Raw genomic sequence first — 20,017 nt, 5'->3', positions numbered from 1 at the left:
CCGCGAGCAGGGCACCCGCGTTATAGTTAGCGGGCACGTTCTGGGAGGAAAAATGACCGAGGTTCCCTGGCTCGACAACGAGGAGATGCGCGCCTGGCTGCGCTTCATCGCGGTGGTGCAGCTGCTGCCCGGAGCTCTCGAATCCGAGCTGCAGGCCGATGCCGGTCTCACCCACTACGAGTACTTCACCCTGGCGAAGCTCTCCGAGGCCCCCGAGCGTACGCTGCGCATGACCGCGCTGTCGGATGCCACCAATGCCACCCTGCCCCGGCTGTCCCACGTGGTGCGCCGACTCGAGGAGCGCGGGTTTGTGGAACGATTCCCCTGCGTGGATGATCGCCGGGCCACCAATGCTCGCCTCACCGATGCGGGCTGGGAGGTCGTGGTCGCCGCGGCGCCCGGCCACGTGGAGACCGTCCGTAAGCACGTGTTTGATGCGATCGGGCCGGACCTCGTGGATTCCCTGGATGACATCAGCACGCGCATCCTGCGCACCCTCGACCCCCAGGATCGTCTGCACGCGCTGACCCCGCCCGCGAGCGCCGCGGAGGCGGCGGCCCCTTCCACGGACATCGCCCCGTGACGGTGCCGGACATCACCCGGACAGACGTCCTGGTGATCGGGGCGGGTCAGGCTGGGCTGGCCACCGCCCAGGAGCTTCAGCGCCGCGGGGTCACAAACCTGCGGGTGATCGATCGCGGGCCGGGGTCCGGCGGCGCCTGGCAGCACCGCTGGGCCTCCCTGCGCCTCGATGACGCCCACCAGGTCGAAGATCTTCCGGGCCTTGACACCCTCGGTCTGAGCTTCCGCACGGCCCCCGGGGATGAGCCCGCCCGCGACATCGTCGCCGACTACTATGCCCGCTATGAGCGCGCGTACGGCCTGCCCATTCGGCGGCCGGTTGAGGCGGTCGCGGTGACCGCGGACGGCCCGGAGAACACCCTGCGGGTCACGACCCGCAACGCCGTCACCGATGCGCCCGACGCCACGATCCTCGCGCGCATCGTGATCAACGCCTCGGGCACCTGGGCCCGCCCGATCCAGCCCGAGGTTCCCGGCCGGAAAACTTTCCACGGCCGCCAGCTGCGCACCCCGGACTTTGTCGCGGCCGAGGAGTTTGCCGGGCAGCACGTCATCGTGGTGGGCGGCGGTACCAGCGCGATCGGGTTTGTCCTGGAGCTCTCGCCGGTGGCCGCCCGCGTGCAGTGGGCCACCCGGCATCCGGTGGACTTTAGCGAGACCGTGGGCCTGGCCCGCGATCACGCGCGCGCCGCCGTGGCCGCGCAGGATGAGGCCGCCCGCGCGGGCGAGATCCTGCCGAGCATCGTCTCCGGCACCGGCGTTCCCCTCACCCGGCGGATGCGGCAGGCCCGCGAGGCCGGAATCCTGCTCGAACGCCCCCTGTTTACCGCGATGACCGAGACCGGCGTCATCTGGCCGGACGGCACCGCGGAGGACGTGGACGCGATCATCTGGGCCGCCGGATTCCGCGGCGAAGTGGACCACCTGGCACCCCTCGGTCTCGCCGCCCCCGGGCACACCATCCGGGTGGAGCGCGGCCGCGCACTCGATGAACCCCGGCTGTTCCTCGCCGGATACGGCCCGCAGGCCAGCACCATCGGTGCCGCACGTTCGGCCCGCACCACGGCTGCGCAGGTGGTTCAGGCTCTCGCCGAATAGTATTCACGGCCTCAAAAACCGTGTAGATTGATGCCGAACACCCACAATCACATACGCCACTAAACCACCGCGGGAGAGTCCCGAAGTTTGGGCGCCGTAGGAGCAAACCCTCCCCGGGAATCTCTCAGGCCCAAGGACCGCAGTGGTGCGGCAACTCTGGAAAGTGATTCACGCGTGCGCGCGTGAATCCACCGACGGTGCAGGTGCGGATCCCCGCGCGAAATCTCTCAGGTACAGCTACAGAGCGGGGAGGAACCCATCGTTTCCGGTGCTGTGCGCCGGTACCCATTTTGGAGTTCCCGTGACCCTGGTCGACCCGTCCGTATCCGTTTCCCCCGCATCCACCGAGCGCGGGGCCACCGCGCCTGAAACCGCCGAGCCCGGTTTCGCCGAGCGCCACATCGGCGTGCACCGTCCCGGCGAGGTTGCCGACATGCTCGCGGTGATTGGCCAGCCGAGCCTGTCCGCCCTGGTGGACACCGCCGTTCCCACCGCCATTCGGCAATCCGCGCCGCTGAACCTGGCGGCACCGCTCTCCGAGGCCGACGTGCTCACCGCGCTGCGCGCGCTGGCGAAGAAAAACACCACCGCCGTGCAGCTGATCGGTCAGGGCTACTCGGACACCATCACCCCCGCGGTGATTCGCCGTAACGTGCTCGAAAGCCCCGCCTGGTACACCGCCTACACCCCGTATCAGCCGGAGATTTCGCAGGGCCGCCTCGAAGCCCTGCTGAACTTCCAGACCATGGTGCAGGACCTCACCGGGCTCGACGTCGCCGGTGCCTCGCTGCTGGATGAGGGCACCGCGGTGGTGGAGGCCGCGCTGCTCATGCGCCGCGCGACCCGCGGCCTGCCCGATAACGCCCCCACCGTCATCGACGCCGATGCGCTGCCGCAGACCATCGCGCTGCTGCGCGGTCGGGCAGAGGCGCTCGGGTTCGACATCATCGTGGCCGACCTCTCGCAGGGCCTGCCCGCTGACCTTCCCGAGGGCCCGCTCGGCGGTGTCATCCTCCAGCAGCCCGGGGTCTCCGGTGCCCTCGTGGACCACGCGGCGGCCATCGCCGCCGCGCACGAGCGTGGGGCCCTGGTGACGGTTGCCACCGATCTGCTCGCGCTGACCCTCCTCACCTCCCCGGGCGAGCAGGGTGCCGACATCGCCGTCGGCTCGGCCCAGCGGATGGGCGTTCCCCTGTTCTATGGCGGCCCGCACGCGGCGTTCATCTCGGTGCGAAAGGGGCTCGAGCGTCAGCTCCCCGGTCGCCTCGTGGGCGTCTCGGTGGACGACGCCGGCCGCCCCGCCTACCGCCTCGCCCTGCAGACCCGCGAACAGCACATTCGCCGGGAGAAGGCCACCTCCAACATCTGTACGGCGCAGGCCCTGCTGGCCGTGGTGGCCTCCTTCTACGCCGTGTATCACGGCCCCGAGGGGCTCACCGGCATCGCCCGGCGCATCCATCGCCTGGCCACCGGCCTGCGCGATGCGCTCGTCGCCGAGGGAATCACCGTGGTCAACGAGACCGCGTTTGACACCCTGACCGTGGCCGTTCCCGGTCGCGCCGCCGAGGTGCTGGCCGCCGCCGAGGAACGCGGCATCAACCTGCGGCGCATCGATGCTGATCACGTGGGTGTGGCGGTAAACGAGGTGACCACCGCGCGCATCCTCGACCACGTACTGGCCGCGATCACCGGCACCGAGGGTGCACCGGTGGTGCCCGCCGAGGGCGACCGTATCCCCGCCGCGCTCGTGCGCACCAGCGCGTTCCTCACCCACCCGGTGTTCCACCAGCACCGCTCCGAAACCCAGCTGCTGCGCTACATTCGCCGCCTCTCCGACCGCGACCTCGCGCTGGATCGCACCATGATTCCGCTGGGCTCCTGCACCATGAAGCTCAACGCGGCGGTCGAGATGGAGGCCATCTCCTGGCCCGAGTTCGCCTCGATTCACCCCTTTGCCCCGGACCACCAGACCGTGGGCTGGCGTCAGCTCATCACCGAGCTGGAGGAGGACCTGGCGGAGATCACCGGGTATGACCGCGTCTCGGTGCAGCCCAACGCCGGTTCCCAGGGCGAACTCGCGGGCCTGCTGGCCATTCGCGGCTACCACCGCTCCCGCGGGGACGAGGCCCGCACGATCTGCCTCATTCCGGCGAGCGCGCACGGCACCAACGCGGCCTCGGCCGTTCTCGCCGGCATGCGCGTCGTGGTGGTGGCCACCGCGGCCGACGGCACGATCGATCACGCCGACCTGAACGCCAAGATCGCCGAGCACCGTGACGTGCTCGCCGCGATCATGATCACCTATCCCTCGACCCACGGAGTCTTCGACGCCGATGTGCGCGAGGTGTGTGACGCCGTGCACGCCGCCGGCGGCCAGGTGTACATCGACGGCGCGAACCTCAATGCGCTGGTGGGCCTCGCGAAGCCCGGGGAGTTTGGCGGCGACGTCTCGCACCTGAATCTCCACAAGACCTTCTGCATCCCGCACGGCGGCGGCGGACCCGGTGTGGGCCCGGTGGCCGTGCGCGCGCACCTCGCACCGTTCCTTCCCGGAGACGCAACCGACCCGAACGCCACCACGCCGATCTCGTCGGCGCGCTTCGGTTCGGCCGGCGTACTGCCGATCAGCTGGGCGTACGTGCGCCTGATGGGCGGCGAGGGCCTGACCCGCGCCACCCGCACCGCTCTGCTCTCGGCCAACTACCTGGCCGCGCGCCTGGACGAGTACTTCCCGGTGCTCTACCGCGGAAACGACGGCCTGGTCGCGCACGAGTGCATCCTCGATCTGCGCCCCATCACCGCGGCTACCGGCGTCACCGCGGAAGACGTGGCCAAGCGCCTCATGGACTTCGGGTTCCACGCCCCGACGCTGTCGTTCCCGGTGCCCGGCACCCTGATGGTGGAGCCCACCGAGTCCGAGGACACCGCCGAGCTGGAGCGCTTCGTTACCGCGATGCGGGTGATCCGCGCGGAGATCTCCGCGGTGGAGGCGGGGGAGTACCCGGTGGCCGAGTCCCCGCTGCGCCGCGCGCCGCACACCGCGGCCGCGCTGCTGTCGGACACCTGGGATCGCCCGTATGGCCGCGAGCAGGCAGCATTCCCCGTGCCCGGCCTGCGCCAGGACAAGTACTTCCCACCGGTGGGCCGAATCAACCAGGCAGCGGGCGACCGCAACCTGATCTGCTCCTGCCCGCCCCTGTCCGCCTTTGATCAGAGCCCCGAGGAAGAGGCCACCCGATGAGTGAACGCACCACCGCCCTGTACGAGGCCCATGCGGCCCTCGGCGCGCACTTCACCGATTTCGGCGGGTGGCAGATGCCGCTGCGTTACGGATCGGAGCTCGCCGAGCACACCGCCGTGCGCACCGCCGCCGGCCTGTTTGACCTCTCCCACATGGGCGAGGTCTGGGTGCAGGGGCCGGATGCCGCGGCCGCGCTCAGCCACGCACTGGTCGGGGTGTTTGAGCCCCTGGCCGTGGGCCGGGCCAAGTACTCGCTGATCGTGGCGCAGGACGGCGGCATCCTTGATGACCTCATCGTCTATCGCATTACCCCCGAGCGCTTCCTCGTGGTGCCCAATGCGGGCAACGCCGAGCTGGTGTTCACCGAGCTGACCACGCGTGCCGCCGGGTTCACCGCCACCGTCACCGATGCGAGCGCACACACCGCACTGATCGCGCTGCAGGGCCCGCGTGCCGCCGAGATCCTGACCGGTCTGCTGCCCGAGGCCGAGCACGAGACGCTGGCGGCACTGCGCTACTACGCGGCTCACGAGTTCAGCATCGACGATCAGCCGGTACTCGTGGCCCGCACCGGATACACCGGGGAGGATGGCTTTGAGCTGTTCATCCCGGACACCGCGGCCCCCGGGCTCTGGGATACCCTGCTCGCCGCGGGCCTCACCCGTGGTCTGATTCCCTGTGGGCTGGCCGCCCGAGACTCGCTGCGCCTCGAGGCGGGCATGCCGCTCTACGGCAACGAGCTCACGAGCGCCCTCACCCCGTTCGACGCGGGCTTTGACCGCGTGGTGAACCTCGATGAGGGCCACGACTTCGTGGGCCGAGCCGCACTCGAGGCCGCCCACGCGACCGGTGTTCGCCGGGTCCTGGTGGGCCTGCGCGGCGAGGGTCGCCGGGCCGCCCGCGCCGGCTACCCGATCCTGGTCGACGGCGAGGCCGTGGGCACCGTGACCTCGGGCCAGCCGAGCCCCACCCTCGGCTTTCCGATCGCGTTCGCCTATATTGACCCCGCATACGCGACCCCCGGCACCCCGGTCCAGGCCGACCTCCGCGGCAAACCCGAGGCCTTCACCGTGACCGCCACCCCGTTCTATCGGCGCACCCGCTAATCAGCATCCGCTAACCACCGCACCCACGCACCGCACCATCGAAAGGTACCCATGAGCACCGTTGCCCCCAACCTGAAGTACTCCGCCGAGCACGAGTGGCTCGCCGCCGGCGATCCCGCCACCGTGGGCATCACCGCGGTGGCCGCCGAGGCCCTCGGTGACATCGTCTACGTGAGCCTCCCCGAGGTGGGTTCCACCGTGACCGCGGGGGAGACCTGCGGCGAGGTGGAGTCCACCAAGTCGGTCTCCGACCTGTACGCACCGGTCACCGGCGAGGTTGTCTCGATCAACCAGACCGTTCTGGATGACCCGGCCCTCGTGAACGGCGACCCCTACGGTGCCGGCTGGCTCTTCACCGTACGGGTCACCGAGGAGGGCCCGCTGCTGAGCCCCGAGGAGTACGCCGCGGCAAACGGCGTCACCGCACCGTAATGCGGTTCCGTGGCCGCCGGCGATCCCGGCGGCCACGGTTCACGGATCCGTCCCCCCACAAGATTTGCCGGATCCACTACAGAGGAGTTCCCATGAGTGTCGGCGTTTTTGATCTGTTTTCGATCGGAATCGGTCCCTCGAGTTCACACACCGTCGGCCCCATGCGGGCCGCCAACATCTTTGCCGCCGAGCTTCGCGAGGCTGGCCTGCTGGGCAGCGTCGCCGAGCTGAGTATCCACCTCTACGGCTCGCTTGCGGCCACGGGCCGCGGACACGGCACCCAGGGGGCGATCCTGCTGGGCCTGTCCGGATTCGATCCGGAAACCATTGGCCCCGAGACGGTCACCGTGACCCTCGAGGCAATTGCTGGCGGCGCACCGCTGCTACTCGGCGGCGAGCGCGCGCTCATCCACACCGAGGATGACATCGTCCTGCACCCGCTCACCGTACTCCCGCGGCATACAAACGCGATGCGGCTGAGCGCGCGAGACGCACACGGCATCGAGCTGGTCACCGAAACGTTCTACTCGATCGGGGGCGGCTTCATCACCCGCGACGGCGCCGTCGAGGTCGAAACCGAAGTCTCCCGGCCCGACCCGTTTCCGTTCACCACCGCCGCGCGCCTTCTCGAGCACTGCGCCACCGAGGGGATCGACATCTCCGAGGTGATGCGCCGCAACGAGCTCGCCAAGACCGATGCGGTGGGGCTACGCTCCGGGCTCCTCCACATTCGCGACGTTATGAACGAGTGCGCCGATTCGGCCATCGCTCGCACCGGTGTGCTTCCCGGCGGGCTGGACGTACGGCGCCGCGCACCCGGCTGGCACGATCGGCTGCGCGCGCTGGATCCCCACCGCGACCCGCTCTACTGGCAGGAGTGGGTCAATCTGGTGGCCCTCGCGGTCAATGAGGAAAACGCCTCGGGGGGACGCGTGGTCACCGCGCCCACAAACGGCGCCGCGGGAATCATCCCCGCCGTGCTGTTTTATGCCACGCACTATGCCCCGCCCGTTCGCGCCCTGATGGACCCGAACGGCGGCACCGAGGCGAGCGCACCGCTCCGCGCTCTGCGCGATGACATCACCGAGCGGTTCCTGCTCACCGCGGCGGCCATCGGTGTGCTCTACAAGGAGCAGGCCGCCATCTCCGGCGCCGAGCTGGGATGCCAGGGCGAGGTCGGATCCGCCTCCTCGATGGCGGCCGGCGCCCTCGCCGAAATCCTCGGCGGCACCCCCGCCCAGGTGGCCAATGCGGCCGAGATCGCAATGGAACACAACCTCGGTCTCACCTGTGACCCGGTGGGCGGATTAGTGCAGATTCCCTGCATCGAACGCAACGCGATCGGCGCCGCGAAGGCGGTGAACGCCGCGAAGATGGCGCTCTGGGGCGACGGCACCCACCGGGTGTCCCTGGATCAGGTCATTCTGACGATGCGGGACACCGGCAACGACATGAGCAGCAAGTACAAGGAAACCTCGCTCGGAGGCCTCGCGGTCAACGTTGTTGAATGCTAATCCACCTATAACGGGTGTTGCTCACGGGGTTTCCCCGGGAAATCCCCGTAGTGTTTCGAAGACCTGTGTTCTTTTGTGAAGGGGTCACATGACAACCGTCGACCACACCGCTCCGGTCGAGCCCGAGGCGCCCGTCTCGCGCTGGCACCCGCGCCGCTGGATCGCGGTCATCCGACGACTCCCCTTTAGCAGCGGGCTGATCGGGGTCATCTTCTTCCTCGCGATCACCACCGGTGCGCTCTGGGATCCGCTGAAGCATCGCCACTGGTTCCGCCTGGTCGCCTATGGTGTCCCGGCGTTTGATATGGGCCACTGGTGGACCCTGCTCACCGGAATGCTCTGGGCGGCGCACCCCGCCATGTACGTGTGGGTGCTCATCCTGCTGCCCTTCTCGGTCATTCGCCTGGAGCTGCGGCGCGGCTCGGGCATCGCCGCCGGGTACTTCATCTTCGGGCAGGTGGCCTCGGTCCTCATCGTCGCGCTGTTCCTCTCGGTCTTCTCCGGCATCGGCTGGGAGTGGGCGGACACCCTCTCGAACACCATCACCGTCGGCATGATCCCGGGTCTCTTTGCCGCACTGACCGCATCGGTGAACAGCCTTCCGTCTCCGTGGCGCGGGCGCGGGCGCCTCATCCTGATCTACGTGGCCGCGATCGGGGTGCTCTTCGTGGGTATCCTGCCCGCGCTCCTCAATGCCACCGCGATCGTGCTGGTCCTCGCGCTCGGCACGATTCGCCGCAAGCGCGCGCCCAGCGTTCACGAGCGCCGCTTCACCACCTTTGTCACCATCCTGGGGCTCGGCGCAATCCAGCTGATCCTGACCGTCGTGCGCACCCACGGCCCCTTCGGCGACACCTCGCTGCTCGAGGGTGCCTGGGGTCACGCGGTGATCAACGCGCTCATCATTCTGGTGTTCGCCAATGGGCTGCGCACCGGGCGGCGTCTCGCCTGGCTGCTGAGCGTTGCGCTCTCGGCCTTCAACATGCTGCTCGGCCTCTCGGTCTTCCTGATCGTGCAGACAAACCTGCCCGAGCTGGAAGAGCTGCGCGCCTATGCAAGCAGCGCAAACGTGACCGCGGCCACGGGCGTACTGTGGGCCATGTTCCTCGTGTATCTGCTCGTGGCGCGGGGCGCGTTCACCGTGCCGATCCGGCGCCGCCTGCCCGGTGATGGCGGCGGAAGCGAGCGCAGCGTGCGCGAGCTCCTGCGTGAGCACGGTGGTGGCACCATGTCCTGGATGACCACCTGGCCAGACAACCGACACTTCTTCACCCCCGCCGGCACCGGATTTGTCACGTATCAGGTACACGCGAAAACGGCCATCGCCCTCTCGGACCCCATCGGCCCGCTGTCCGATCGCACCGAGACCACCCGCCAGTTCATCACCGCGGCCGAGCGCGCCGGGTTTGTGCCCTGCTTCTTCGTGGCGAGCGAGGGTCTGCGCACCGAGGCACTGCCCGGCTGGCGATCGCTCCAGGTCGCCGAGGACACCATCATCGATCTTCCCGGCCTGGCCTTCACCGGAAAGCGCTGGAACTCCGTGCGCACGTCCCTCAACAAGGCCGACCGCGAGGGTGTGACCTTCCGGCTCACCCACCTCGCCGAGGAACCGCGTAAGGTGCAGCAGCAGGTGCGGCAGATTTCCGAGGCCTGGCTCGGCGATAAGGGCCTGCCGGAAATGGGCTTCACCCTCGGTGGCGTCGACGAGGCGCGCGATCCCGCCGTGCGCCTCGCCCTGGCCTACAACGCCGAGGGCGATATCGATGGCTTCCTGAGCTGGCTTCCCGTCTACGGCGAGGGCGGCACCATTCACGGCTGGACGCTCGATCTGATGCGGCGCCGCGAGGGCGGTTTTGGACCGGTCATGGAGTACCTGATCGGTCGCTCGGCTCAGGAGTTCTCGGCCGAGGGCGCGCAGATCGCCTCGCTCTCGGGGGCGCCCCTCGCCCACCTGGGCCAGCGCGGCGGCAACATCATCGACAACCTGCTGGGTGGCCTCGGTGAGGCCATCGAGCCGCTCTACGGGTTCCGCTCGCTGCACGCATTCAAGCGCAAGTTCAATCCGCGCTATGAGCCCGTGTACCTGCTGTACCGCGACGAGGGCGATCTGGCCCGAATCGGGCTCGGCCTGGGGCGGGCGTTCCTACCGGATGCGAGCATCGCCTCGGTGGTGCGCAGCTTCCGCGCGCCGAAGTAGCACGCGACCAGCCGTGCACAGGGCGCATTCCGCCCCCGGCATCTCACAATAACGCGCGCGCCCCGGATGGATGCCGGGGGTTACTGAGAGACTGGGGGCATGTCCGAGAGCCAGATCGAACCCGAAGCCCGCGCCATTCTTGCCGAGTTGACCGGCGTTCCGGATGCCCGGTTCCACGAGGGGCAGTTCGAGGCCATCAGTACGCTGGTCGAGCAGCGGCGCCGCGCCCTGGTTGTGCAGCGCACCGGCTGGGGCAAGTCCGCGGTGTACTTCATTTCGACCCTGCTGCTGCGGCGACGCGGCGCCGGGCCCACCCTTCTGGTGTCGCCCCTGCTCTCGCTGATGCGTGATCAGGTAGCCGCGGCCGCACGCGCGGGTGTGCGCGCGGTGGCCATCAACTCCGCAAACGCCCACGAGTGGGACGACGCCCGCGCGGCCCTCGCCGCCGATACCGTTGATGTCCTCCTCGTTTCCCCGGAACGGCTCAACAACCCGCGCTTCCGCGACGAGCAGCTGCCCACGCTGCTCGAACGCATCGGCCTGCTCGTGGTTGATGAGGCCCACTGTATCTCGGACTGGGGCCACGACTTCCGTCCGGATTACCGCCGCCTCGCCGAGCTGATTCGCGCGCTGCCGAGCGACCTCCCGGTGCTGGCCACCACCGCTACCGCGAATGCCCGCGTGGTCACCGACATCGAGGAGCAGCTCGCGGTAGACGATCGCGGCGTGGTCACGAGCCGCGGATCGCTGGCCCGTGCCTCGCTGCGTCTCGGCGTGCTCGAGCTGCCCGACTCCCGGGCACGGCTGGGCTGGCTGTTGAGCCATCTCGCCGAGCTCCCCGGCAGCGGCATCATCTACTCACTCACGGTCTCGGCCGCCGAAGACACCGCGCGGCTCCTGCGCGACGCCGGGCACGAGGTGCGGGCCTATACCGGCCGTACCGACACCGATGAGCGCGCCGAGAGCGAGCTCATGCTCAAGAACAACGAGCTCAAGGCGCTGGTGGCCACGAGCGCGCTCGGAATGGGCTTTGATAAGCCCGACCTCGGTTTCGTCGTGCACCTCGGGGCGCCGTCCTCCCCGGTGGCGTACTACCAGCAGGTGGGCCGCGCCGGCCGCGGCACAGACAGCGCAGACGTTCTCCTGCTGCCCGGCAGCGAGGATCGTGAGATCTGGCGCTACTTCGCCACCGCCTCGATGCCGGACGAGCAGCGCGCCCGCGCGGTGCTGGACGCCCTCGGCTCCGAACCTCTGTCGACCCCGGCCCTCGAGGCACGCGTGAACATTCGTCGTACCCCGCTCGAGCTCCTCCTCAAGGTGCTCGATGTGGACGGCGCGGTTCACCGGGTAGCCGGGGGCTGGGTACGCACCGGGGCCCCCTGGCACTATGACGCAGAGCGCTATGACCGCATCTCCCGCGCCCGTCTGGCCGAGGAGGCCTCGATGGTCGAGTATCAGCGCACCTCCGAGTGCCGCATGGCCACGCTTCAGCGCGATCTGGATGACCCCACGGCGGCGCCCTGCGGCCGCTGCGATCGCTGCACGGCGCCCTGGTATCCCACCGGCATCAGTGGGCAAGCCGAGGAGGTGGCCGCGCAGTCTCTGGATCGCGTCTCGGTCGAGATCGAGCCGCGGCGCCAGTGGCCCACGGGTGCCGATCGGCTCGGCGTGACCCTGGGCGGCACCGCCGTGCGCGGCAAAATTCCCGAGGGCCTGCGCAACGAACCAGGTCGGGCCATCGCCCGTCTCACCGATCTCGGCTGGGGCGGTACCCTGCGCGAGCTGTTTGCGCCCGGCACCCCGGATGCCCCGGCAAGCCCCGCCCTGGTGGGTGCCGCCATCCGGGTACTCGCCACCTGGGGCTGGGCCGAACGTCCGGTCGCAGTGGTGTCCGTCCCCTCGCGCTCTCACCCGCAGCTCGTCGACTCGGTTGCGCGCTCCCTCGCCGGGGCGGGCAAGCTTCCCTATCTCGGCGCCCTCGAGCTCGTCGGGGAGGGTCCCCGCGGGAGCTCGGGTGGCAACAGCGGGTATCGCCTCGCCGGAGTGTGGGATTCCTTCGCCGTCGGTCAGGATCTCGCGGCCGCCCTGGCCGCCGCCGGTCCCGGCCCCATTCTGCTGGTGGACGATCGCACGGATAGCCGGTGGACGCTCACGGTAGCCGGACTAGCCCTGCGTCACGCGGGGGCGCGGTCTGTGCTCCCGTTTGCCCTCGCCATCGTCGCGTAGCGCCCGGCACAGGTCACGCCACCGATCACCGGACACACCGCTCAGCACAACTCACGCCGCTGATCACCGATCACGTAACCCTGCTGCGGGGTTACGCGGCGGCGAACTCCTCGGGCACCAGGAACCCCTCGTCCAGCAGTTCGCGCAGGCGGGGGAGGAGTTCGGCACCCAGGGCACCGGTATCCACCTCCAGCAGCTCGGCGATCGCGGCAATGAGCACGCCCACCTCGAGGGTGCCGTCACTCGCCCCGACGATCGCGGCGAGCCCGGTGTCGAGATCCACGGTTCGGCCAAAACCAGCTCCCTGGTGCAGGATCATGACCGAGGGATCCTCGTTCCCGGGCCAGTAGTGGCGCTCCTCGGTCACGTCGCCGCTCACCCGCAGGCTCTCACCCAGGAGGGCGGCATCGCTGCGTGCCGCCTGCCAGTCACGGGCCGCGAGCACCTGACCAACGTGCGCGCCGAGCGCACCGGCCACGCGGCTGCCCACGCGCTCGAACCGGCGCCAGATCGGCAGGTCGGAATCGGTGCGACGTAGGAGCACGTAGCCGAAGCCCACGCCCACGGTTCCGCGGCGCTCAAAATCATCGAGCCAGGCACCGCACAGACGAACAAACTCGGGATCACCGGGTCGGGTACCGCCATCGCGGATCCAGGTCTCGGCGTAGCGCACGGGATCCTGCCGCTCGCGCTCCAGCACCCAGGCGTCGACGTCCGCATCCAACCAGGATCGGATGCGCTCAAACGCATCGACGTCCGCGCGGTACTCCCAGTTACCCAGCATCTGAACCAGACCACCGGGGGTGAGGTGTCGCGGCGCCTCCTGGACCATTTCGCGCACGATGTCGTCTCCCTCGCGGCCACCATCGCGATACTCATACTCGGGGGCATCGGCGCCGCGCGGGGTGATCACGAACGGCGGATTCGAAACGATCCGGTCAAAGCGCTCACCGGCGACGGGCTCAAACATGCTGCCGAGGCGGAATTCGATCCCCGCGACCTCGTTGAGGTCCGCGTTAAAGCGGGCCACCCGCAGGGCGCGCTCGGAAATATCGGTTGCAATCACTCGACGGGCGTAGCGCGCAAGGTGCAGTGCCTGAATGCCGCATCCGGTACCCAGGTCAAGTGCGGTATCGATCGACTCGGGCACGATGAGGCCGGCCAGCGTGCGGCTGGCACCACCGACGCCGACGACGTGATCGGGGCGCAGCGGGCCACCCACGATGGTCTCGCCAAGGTCCGCGGCAAGCCACCAGTTCACCGCATCGGTGCCATCGGTGAAGGTGTAGGGGCGCAGTTCGAGCAGCGCGCGCAGGCCGGCATCGGTGTTCTCGGCAAGGGCCAGGTCGATGAGGCCGTCAATACCCGCGCTCGGCAGCGCGGCGGCCACCTCGTCACGGGAGAGGGTGTGTCCCAGGATGAAGAGCTTGGCGAGCACTGCCCGGGCAAACGCGGGTTCCGAGGTGGCGTCGCGGCGGGCCGCGAGGGCACGCTCGGCCGGCAGTGTGTTTGCGCGGACCAGTGCGGCGTCGGCATCCTCGCCCCAGAGGGCGAGCAGGCTGGCCGTGTGGAAATCGGCACGAATGAGATCCGCACGCAGGGCGGCAAGGGTTGCGGGGTTTTGCTCGAGAGTCACCCCTCTATTGAACGCTATTCGCGGCGCGAGGAAAACCACGGCGCGGGTGGGCCTCCCGCTAATGAAACCTCCCTGCGGGGTTACCGTGGGTGAGGGATGGCCGTCGCGTTGTCCTCGGCAAAGGTAAAGTCCATCACTACCGGGCCGCCGGTAAGAACACCGGGCAGCCAGTAACGGGCATCGTCCCACATGAGATCCAGGGGCACTCGCGCGAGGGAAACCCAGTCGGCATCAAGTTCGGATGACGCACTCACCGCGCCGGAAAACGATCGCGCGCTGAATACCCAGGAACGCTGACTCCATTCGGGGCGGGACGGAAAGCGGTAGTCAATATATCCGTGCGGTTGCAGCGCCTCAGGGTCGATCACCAGACCAACCTCCTCGCGGACCTCGCGCACGATCGCCTGCTCCGGAGTTTCGCCCGGTTCCAGCTTCCCACCCGGTGCCACCACCCGGCCGCGGCCCAGTCCGCGACGCTTTTCCCCTAATAGAACCCGGGCTTCCCCGTCTTCCTCACGAATCACGTAACAGACACACACCTCGGGAAGTTCCATCGAATCAGAGTAGCGCGCGGCGCCGCACGCCGACAGCGCGTACCCTTGAAGGGGCACATCCGCAAAAGGAGCACGCATGCAAACCAGCGCACTCGACCTCATCAGGCTGCGCCGCGACGCCACACTCGAGCGCGCGGTGCTGATTGAGAACCGTGCACGCGCGGGGGAGGACCCCCACGAGTTCCTCTCGGAGCTTCCCACCATCGATGAGCTCGTCGTGACCGAACTGCGCAATGCGGAGATCGATGATCGCGGGCTCACCGCCCAGTACATTCTGGCCCGGCTTGCCGCCGGCAGCTCGCGCCCCGAGGCACAGCTGCACGCGGCGGATGCGAACCGGGTTGAGCGCGAGATTCTTCGCCAGATTGGCCTCCACCATCCCGAGCTTGCTCGTACCGTATGGAGCATGCTCGGTCGACTCGATGCCGCGTGAGGCAGGGATACCCCGGGTCACGTGCCCGGCCGGCCGAGGTGCGCCCTTCTCAGCGCCGGAGCGCCCGGCCGGTGCGGCGCACCGCTGACGCTCAGCCATCACCCGTAGAATCAATTGTTATCTCGTGCACTCCGTGGCACGCGTGAGACTGCCTATGACACGATTCCGGACCCTCCCGCGTACGCGGACCGCACTCATCGCCGCCCTGACGGCCCTGGGTGTCCTGAGCGCGCCGATCGCGGCGCAGGCGTTGGCGATCCAGCCCGCGAGCGTTTCGGCATCTCCGGTGGCGACTCCCGAATCCGAGCCGGCACGGACCGCGACGGTGTCGATCACGCAGTCCGCACCCACCATCGGCGTTGACGGAAGCCTCGTACTCTCGACCACGATCGTCAATTCCACCGACACCACGCTTCCCGCCGGACGAACCACGCTGAGTTCGGGCCCGCTGCCGCTGTCCTCCCTGACGCAGTTCACGGGGTGGAATGACCGGTCTATCGATGTGCGGCTGCCGCTCGCACTGAACTCCGTTTCCGTGCCCGCACTCGCGCCGGGAGAGTCGTTTACGACCACCCCGGTGACGCTCACGGCGGAGCAACTCGAACTACATTCCGTTTATGGAAACTATGCGATTCGCGCGTATTACATTTCCGATTCGGTCACCACCGAGGCCCGCAGCAGCGTGCTGTTTGACCCGGGTTCCGGCAAGACCACGGGCGGTCTCGCCATCGTGGTTCCGATCACCGCACCGCCGAGCAGTACGGGCCTCATTCCCACCACCCTGCTGGCGGAGTGGACGGCACCGGGCGGGGTACTGTCTCGGCAGCTCGACGCGGCGCTTGATCGCCCGGTAACCCTCGCGATCGACCCCATGATCCTCGCGTCCATTCGCAGCCTGGGTACCGCGGTACCCGAGTCCGCCGCTAACTGGCTTGACCGGTTACAGCATGCGTCGAACGCGAGTTTCCTCCTGCAATACGCTGACGCTGATGCGGCACTTCAGGCACAGGCGGGGGCACCAGCACTACTCGCACCGATCTCGCTCGAGTACGGCGTCGACGAGGCAAACTTCCCTCCCGCGCAGGGGTCAAACGGCACCGCCACGGCCTCACCGGACACCCCTCAGCTTCCGACCCTCGAACAGCTCACCGGCTGGCCGGTGACGGAATCGGGCATCGTGTGGCCCGGAACCGACACCACCTCCGCCGCAGACCTGTCGGTGATCACGGCATCCGGGCAGCAGACGACGCTGCTGGACGGCGATGCTCTCAGCGGCGAGGAGGGCACCACGCCCGCCGCACACCGCACCATTGGCGGCAACGATGTTCTCGTCGCGGATCCCATCCTCACCCCCATCTTTCGTGATCTCGTGCACCCCGATGCCGAGGGTGGCATCGACACCGACCCCGCCCACCTTCGTGCGGCATTCGCTGCCCTCGCGACCGAGCCCGGTGCCGGTGATCGCTCCACGCTCGTAACCCTGCCGCGCGGCTGGGCCGACACCGCCGTGAACATTGATGCGGCGATCTCGCTGCTTGATTCCATTCCGGAAACCCACATTGTGTCCCTTGCGACCCTGCGTGCCGCCCCGAGTACCGCCGCAACCCTGCGCGATCACTCCGTTCCGCAGGATCGCATTGACCTCGCCCGGACCCTGCTTGAGCGTGAGCAGACCCTGGCGAAGTTTGCCAATGCGCTCGAGGATCCCGCGCTCCTGACCGGACGTGAGCGTGCCCAGATTCTCTCGCTGCTCTCCGTGGGCTGGTCCAGCCAGTACTCCGGTTGGGATGGCGCCGTGCGCGAGCACAATGACCAGACCACCGCCACCCTCGGTGGAATCACGCTCGCTCCTACCGAGCAGTTCAACATGGTGAGCTGGCAGTCAAACCTCGGTTTTTCGGTGCGTAACGACCTCCCCTATCCGGTTCGGGTAACCCTCGAGGTGGAGTCGGACAATCTGCGCCTCGCGATCGATTCCTCCGTGACCCGTGAGATCAAACCGTTCACCACCGAGAAGTTCAGCGTGCCCGTTCGGGCGCGGATCGGTAACGGTCAGTCCACGCTCTCGCTGAGCCTGCACGCGCCCGATGGCACCCAGCTGGGTGCGCCGAGTTCGGTGCGTGTGAACGTGCGCGCCGACTGGGAGATCATCGGCTCGGTGACGCTCGGAAGCATCGTCGTATTGCTGCTCGCCGGCGGCCTGTTCCGCACGGTTCGTAAGCGGCGCCGCCTGGCTGCGGCCGCCACTGATTCCCCCACCCAGAAGGCCCCCACCGATGGCTAAACCCGTTTCGATCCCCGGCATCGGACGCGCGAGCGCGTTCCTCGCTTCGGGCACCATGGTTTCCCGTGTGCTCGGTTTCATCAAGGCGATCCTGATCGCCCGCACCATCGGCCAGGTTGGTGTGAGCGGTGATGCCTTCGGTACCGCAAACATTCTCCCCAACACGATCTTCACGATCATTGCCGGCGGTGTGCTGTCGGCCATTCTGGTGCCGCAGATCGTGAAGGCCACGGTGCACGCGGATCGTGGTGCCGCGTACATTAATAAGCTCCTCACCATCACCCTCACGATCCTCGCCGCAACCACCGTTGCCGCAATGGCGGCGGCACCGCTGCTGGTGAAGGTGTGGTCGTCCTATGGGCCGGAACAGACAGCCCTGGCCACCGTTTTTGCCGTCTGGTGTCTTCCGCAGCTGTTCTTCTACGGCCTGTACTCGATGCTGGGTGAGATCCTCAACGCCCACAAGATCTTTGGACCGTTCACCTGGTCTCCCGCCCTCAACAACGTGGTCGCGATCGCCGGCCTGTTCGTGTTCATGGGCATGTTTGGCGCGGATTCGCAGGGCCTTCGTGAGGCCTCGGATTGGACGCCGGCGATGGTCGCGGTTCTCGCCGGAACCGCGACGCTGGGTGTGGCCGCTCAGGCGCTGATCCTGTTCCGTTATTGGAAGGTTCTCGGTCTGCGTTTCCGGCCCGATTTCGCCTGGCGCGGGGTGGGTCTTGCCGAGACCGGAAAGCTCGCGGGCTGGTCGTTCGCAATGATCCTGGTCACCACGGTTGCCGGTATCGTGCAGTCCACCGTCGTGTCGGGTGCTTCCGGCCCCAACAACGCCTCGATTTTTGCGCTGCAGAACGCCTGGTTGATCTTCATGCTGCCGCACTCGGTGCTGGCGGTATCCCTCACCACGGCGTATTTCACCCGGATGGCCGAGCACGCACGGGCGCGGGATATGGAGGCCCTGAAGCTCGATGTTTCGGCCTCGCTGCGTAACGTCAGCATGATGATCGTGGCCTCCGCCGCGGTGCTCTTCGCCGTGGCGATCCCCTTTGGATCCCTCTTCGCCGGTTCGCCCGGGCAGGCGGTGTCGATGGGCTTTGTGATCATCGCCTTTGTGGTGGGCCTGGTTCCGTTCTGCTTCCTCTTCGTGCTGCAGCGCACGTTTTACGCGCTCGGGGATACCCGCACACCCTTCTTCTTTACCCTGTTCCAAGCGGTGCTGTTCTGTATTCTCGCGGCCGGATGCCTGCTGCTGGATAAGTCCCTGATCGGGTTCGGTGTGGCACTGGCCACGAGCATCGCGGGCACGGCGCAGACCTTTGTTGCCTTCTTCCTGCTGCGCCGTCGCCTGCACGGTCTGGACGTGCAGCAGATCGTGAACAGCATGTCGATCTTCACCTTCTCGGCCATCCCGGCCACCATCGCCGGTGGGTTTGTGGTGCTCGTGATGGGCGGAATGAACGTCGAGGGATGGGCGCTGAGCACCCCCGTTGCGGCGATGTTCACCATGGTGATTGCGGGCGCGGTCACGACCCTGGTCTACGTATTCTTCCTCTGGGTTTTCCGTGCTCGCGAGCTCGCAACCATCGCGGCACCGTTCACAAAGGTGCTGCGCCGCCTGCGTCGGGCCTAGTTTTTCCGCGGCTTTTCGGCGATGCTTCGGGTTCTCAGGAGCCTTGGGAATGCATCCCACGTACAATGTGTTCTACCCCTCAACGGGACATTCTCAAGGGAGTCTAATTGCGTAACGTCATCATTATCGGATCCGGGCCTGCCGGCTACACCGCCGCTATTTATGCTGCGCGTGCGAACCTCAACCCGCTGCTGATTGCCTCGAGCGTTCAGGCGGGTGGCGAGCTCATGAACACCACCGAGGTCGAGAACTTCCCGGGTTTCCCCGAGGGAATTCAGGGCCCCGAGCTCATGGCGAAGATGCAGGAACAGGCCGAAAAGTTCGGTACCGAGGTTCTGCTTGACGACGTCACCGAACTCGACCTGAGCGGCGACATCAAGCGTGTTGTCACCGGCTACTCGGGTGAGTTTGAGGCCGAGTCGGTGATCTTCGCTACCGGTAGCGCCTACCGCAAGATCGGCCTGGCCGATGAGGAGCGCCTGTCCGGCCGCGGTATCTCCTGGTGCGCGACCTGCGACGGTTTCTTCTTCAAGGAAAAGACCATCGCCGTTGTCGGCGGTGGAGACTCCGCGATGGAGGAGGCCACCTTCCTCACCAAGTTTGCGAGCAAGGTTTACGTGATCCACCGTCGTGACACCCTGCGTGCCTCGAAGATCATGCAGGAGCGTGCCCACGCCAACGAGAAGATCGAGTTCATCTGGAACGCCGAAGTGACCGGCATCAGCGGTGAGAATGCCCTGAGCGGCGTCACCCTGACCGACACCGTGACGGGGGAGGAGCGCGAGCTCGCCCTGGACGGCCTGTTCGTGGCAATCGGAAACGACCCGCGCACCCACCTGGTGCACGGCAAGCTCGACCTGACCGCCGAGGGCACCATTGCCGTCGCCGGCCGCTCCTCGAAGACCAACGTTGCCGGTGTGTTTGCCGCCGGTGATGTGATCGATCCTACGTACCGTCAGGCGGCCACTGCGGCCGGTTCCGGTGTCGTGGCAGCCCTGGATGCCGAACACTATCTGGCAGCCCGTGAGAGCGCCGTACAGGCCCCCGCTCACGCCTAATCCGAGTCCACTCTTCAATTTTCTAA

The 20,017-nt window shown here is 67.7% G+C and carries 14 protein-coding genes and 2 riboswitches; of the genes, 12 read left to right on the top strand and 2 right to left on the bottom strand.

The features are described from left to right. Window positions 1-52: 52 nt before the first annotated feature. The 8 genes from D9V32_RS10135 (at window position 53) to D9V32_RS10100 (ending at window position 12,396) form a co-directional block, all read left to right on the top strand. Window positions 53-583, top strand: a complete 531-nt coding sequence (locus D9V32_RS10135; protein ID WP_121648796.1) for a MarR family winged helix-turn-helix transcriptional regulator — start codon at window positions 53-55, stop codon at window positions 581-583. Further along, window positions 580-1,680 carry an NAD(P)-binding domain-containing protein gene (locus D9V32_RS10130; protein ID WP_245982242.1) on the top strand — a complete coding sequence of 367 codons (1,101 nt, stop codon included), beginning with the start codon at window positions 580-582 and terminating at the stop codon, window positions 1,678-1,680. Before D9V32_RS10135 ends, D9V32_RS10130 begins: the two co-directional genes overlap by 4 nt. A gap of 60 nt (window positions 1,681-1,740) precedes the next feature. Beyond that, window positions 1,741-1,830, top strand: a riboswitch (glycine riboswitch). Further along, window positions 1,831-1,933, top strand: a riboswitch (glycine riboswitch). 54 nt (window positions 1,934-1,987) lie between these two features. After that, window positions 1,988-4,921: an aminomethyl-transferring glycine dehydrogenase gene (gene gcvP, locus D9V32_RS10125; RefSeq protein WP_121648912.1), complete on the top strand. Its 2,934-nt coding sequence runs from the start codon at window positions 1,988-1,990 to the stop codon at window positions 4,919-4,921. Continuing rightward, complete coding sequence (gcvT, locus tag D9V32_RS10120) at window positions 4,918-6,027, top strand: glycine cleavage system aminomethyltransferase GcvT (protein WP_121648795.1); 1,110 nt, start codon at window positions 4,918-4,920, stop codon at window positions 6,025-6,027. The genes gcvP and gcvT overlap by 4 nt, the downstream gene beginning before the upstream one ends. Window positions 6,028-6,078: 51 nt before the next feature. Further along, window positions 6,079-6,459 carry a glycine cleavage system protein GcvH gene (gcvH, locus tag D9V32_RS10115; RefSeq protein ID WP_121648794.1) on the top strand — a complete coding sequence of 127 codons (381 nt, stop codon included), beginning with the start codon at window positions 6,079-6,081 and terminating at the stop codon, window positions 6,457-6,459. 92 nt (window positions 6,460-6,551) lie between these two features. Next, window positions 6,552-7,973, top strand: a complete 1,422-nt coding sequence (locus tag D9V32_RS10110; protein WP_121648793.1) for an L-serine ammonia-lyase — start codon at window positions 6,552-6,554, stop codon at window positions 7,971-7,973. A gap of 88 nt (window positions 7,974-8,061) precedes the next feature. After that, window positions 8,062-10,170: a bifunctional lysylphosphatidylglycerol flippase/synthetase MprF gene (locus D9V32_RS10105; protein WP_121648792.1), complete on the top strand. Its 2,109-nt coding sequence runs from the start codon at window positions 8,062-8,064 to the stop codon at window positions 10,168-10,170. Between the two features lie 99 nt (window positions 10,171-10,269). Further along, on the top strand, window positions 10,270-12,396 hold the full coding sequence (locus D9V32_RS10100) for a RecQ family ATP-dependent DNA helicase (protein ID WP_121648791.1): 2,127 nt from the start codon (window positions 10,270-10,272) through the stop codon (window positions 12,394-12,396). A 91-nt stretch (window positions 12,397-12,487) separates the two neighbouring features. Here D9V32_RS10100 and D9V32_RS10095 read toward each other — a convergent pair whose 3' ends face one another. Both D9V32_RS10095 and D9V32_RS10090 read right to left on the bottom strand, forming a co-directional pair. Continuing rightward, a complete protein-coding gene (locus D9V32_RS10095) occupies window positions 12,488-14,032 on the bottom strand; it encodes a DUF7059 domain-containing protein (protein ID WP_121648790.1) in 1,545 nt (514 codons plus the stop codon). An 80-nt stretch (window positions 14,033-14,112) separates the two neighbouring features. Further along, the gene (locus D9V32_RS10090) at window positions 14,113-14,586 is read right to left on the bottom strand and encodes an 8-oxo-dGTP diphosphatase (RefSeq protein WP_183086263.1); all 474 of its coding nucleotides are present in this window, start codon (window positions 14,584-14,586) and stop codon (window positions 14,113-14,115) included. 76 nt (window positions 14,587-14,662) lie between these two features. Here D9V32_RS10090 and D9V32_RS10085 point away from each other — a divergent pair, with 76 nt between their 5' ends. The 4 genes from D9V32_RS10085 (at window position 14,663) to trxB (ending at window position 19,991) form a co-directional block, all read left to right on the top strand. Then, entirely contained in the window at window positions 14,663-15,019 is a 357-nt protein-coding gene (locus D9V32_RS10085; protein ID WP_121648788.1) for a hypothetical protein, read from the top strand. A 154-nt stretch (window positions 15,020-15,173) separates the two neighbouring features. After that, window positions 15,174-17,303, top strand: coding sequence for a DUF6049 family protein (locus D9V32_RS10080; protein WP_121648787.1), 2,130 nt, complete (start codon window positions 15,174-15,176; stop codon window positions 17,301-17,303). Further along, a complete protein-coding gene (murJ, locus tag D9V32_RS10075) occupies window positions 17,296-18,933 on the top strand; it encodes a murein biosynthesis integral membrane protein MurJ (protein WP_121648786.1) in 1,638 nt (545 codons plus the stop codon). Before D9V32_RS10080 ends, murJ begins: the two co-directional genes overlap by 8 nt. Window positions 18,934-19,040: 107 nt before the next feature. Continuing rightward, the gene (gene trxB, locus D9V32_RS10070; protein WP_121648785.1) at window positions 19,041-19,991 is read left to right on the top strand and encodes a thioredoxin-disulfide reductase; all 951 of its coding nucleotides are present in this window, start codon (window positions 19,041-19,043) and stop codon (window positions 19,989-19,991) included. The last annotated feature ends 26 nt before the right edge of the window (window positions 19,992-20,017 follow it).

This window comes from Mycetocola tolaasinivorans (genome assembly GCF_003667565.1).
Lineage (GTDB): Bacteria > Actinomycetota > Actinomycetes > Actinomycetales > Microbacteriaceae > Mycetocola > Mycetocola tolaasinivorans.
This window is presented reverse-complemented; position numbering and strand designations above follow the sequence as displayed.

Excerpts from the sequence above, each read along its gene's own strand:
- D9V32_RS10135 (WP_121648796.1), top strand. The coding sequence starts at position 53 with ATGACCGAGGTTCCCTGGCTCGACAACGAGGAGATGCGCGCCTGGCTG.
- murJ (WP_121648786.1), top strand. The coding sequence starts at position 17,296 with ATGGCTAAACCCGTTTCGATCCCCGGCATCGGACGCGCGAGCGCGTTC.
- D9V32_RS10105 (WP_121648792.1), top strand. The coding sequence starts at position 8,062 with ATGACAACCGTCGACCACACCGCTCCGGTCGAGCCCGAGGCGCCCGTC.
- D9V32_RS10085 (WP_121648788.1), top strand. The coding sequence starts at position 14,663 with ATGCAAACCAGCGCACTCGACCTCATCAGGCTGCGCCGCGACGCCACA.
- D9V32_RS10080 (WP_121648787.1), top strand. The coding sequence starts at position 15,174 with ATGACACGATTCCGGACCCTCCCGCGTACGCGGACCGCACTCATCGCC.
- D9V32_RS10090 (WP_183086263.1), bottom strand. The coding sequence starts at position 14,586 with ATGGAACTTCCCGAGGTGTGTGTCTGTTACGTGATTCGTGAGGAAGAC.
- D9V32_RS10110 (WP_121648793.1), top strand. The coding sequence starts at position 6,552 with ATGAGTGTCGGCGTTTTTGATCTGTTTTCGATCGGAATCGGTCCCTCG.
- gcvH (WP_121648794.1), top strand. The coding sequence starts at position 6,079 with ATGAGCACCGTTGCCCCCAACCTGAAGTACTCCGCCGAGCACGAGTGG.
- gcvT (WP_121648795.1), top strand. The coding sequence starts at position 4,918 with ATGAGTGAACGCACCACCGCCCTGTACGAGGCCCATGCGGCCCTCGGC.
- D9V32_RS10100 (WP_121648791.1), top strand. The coding sequence starts at position 10,270 with ATGTCCGAGAGCCAGATCGAACCCGAAGCCCGCGCCATTCTTGCCGAG.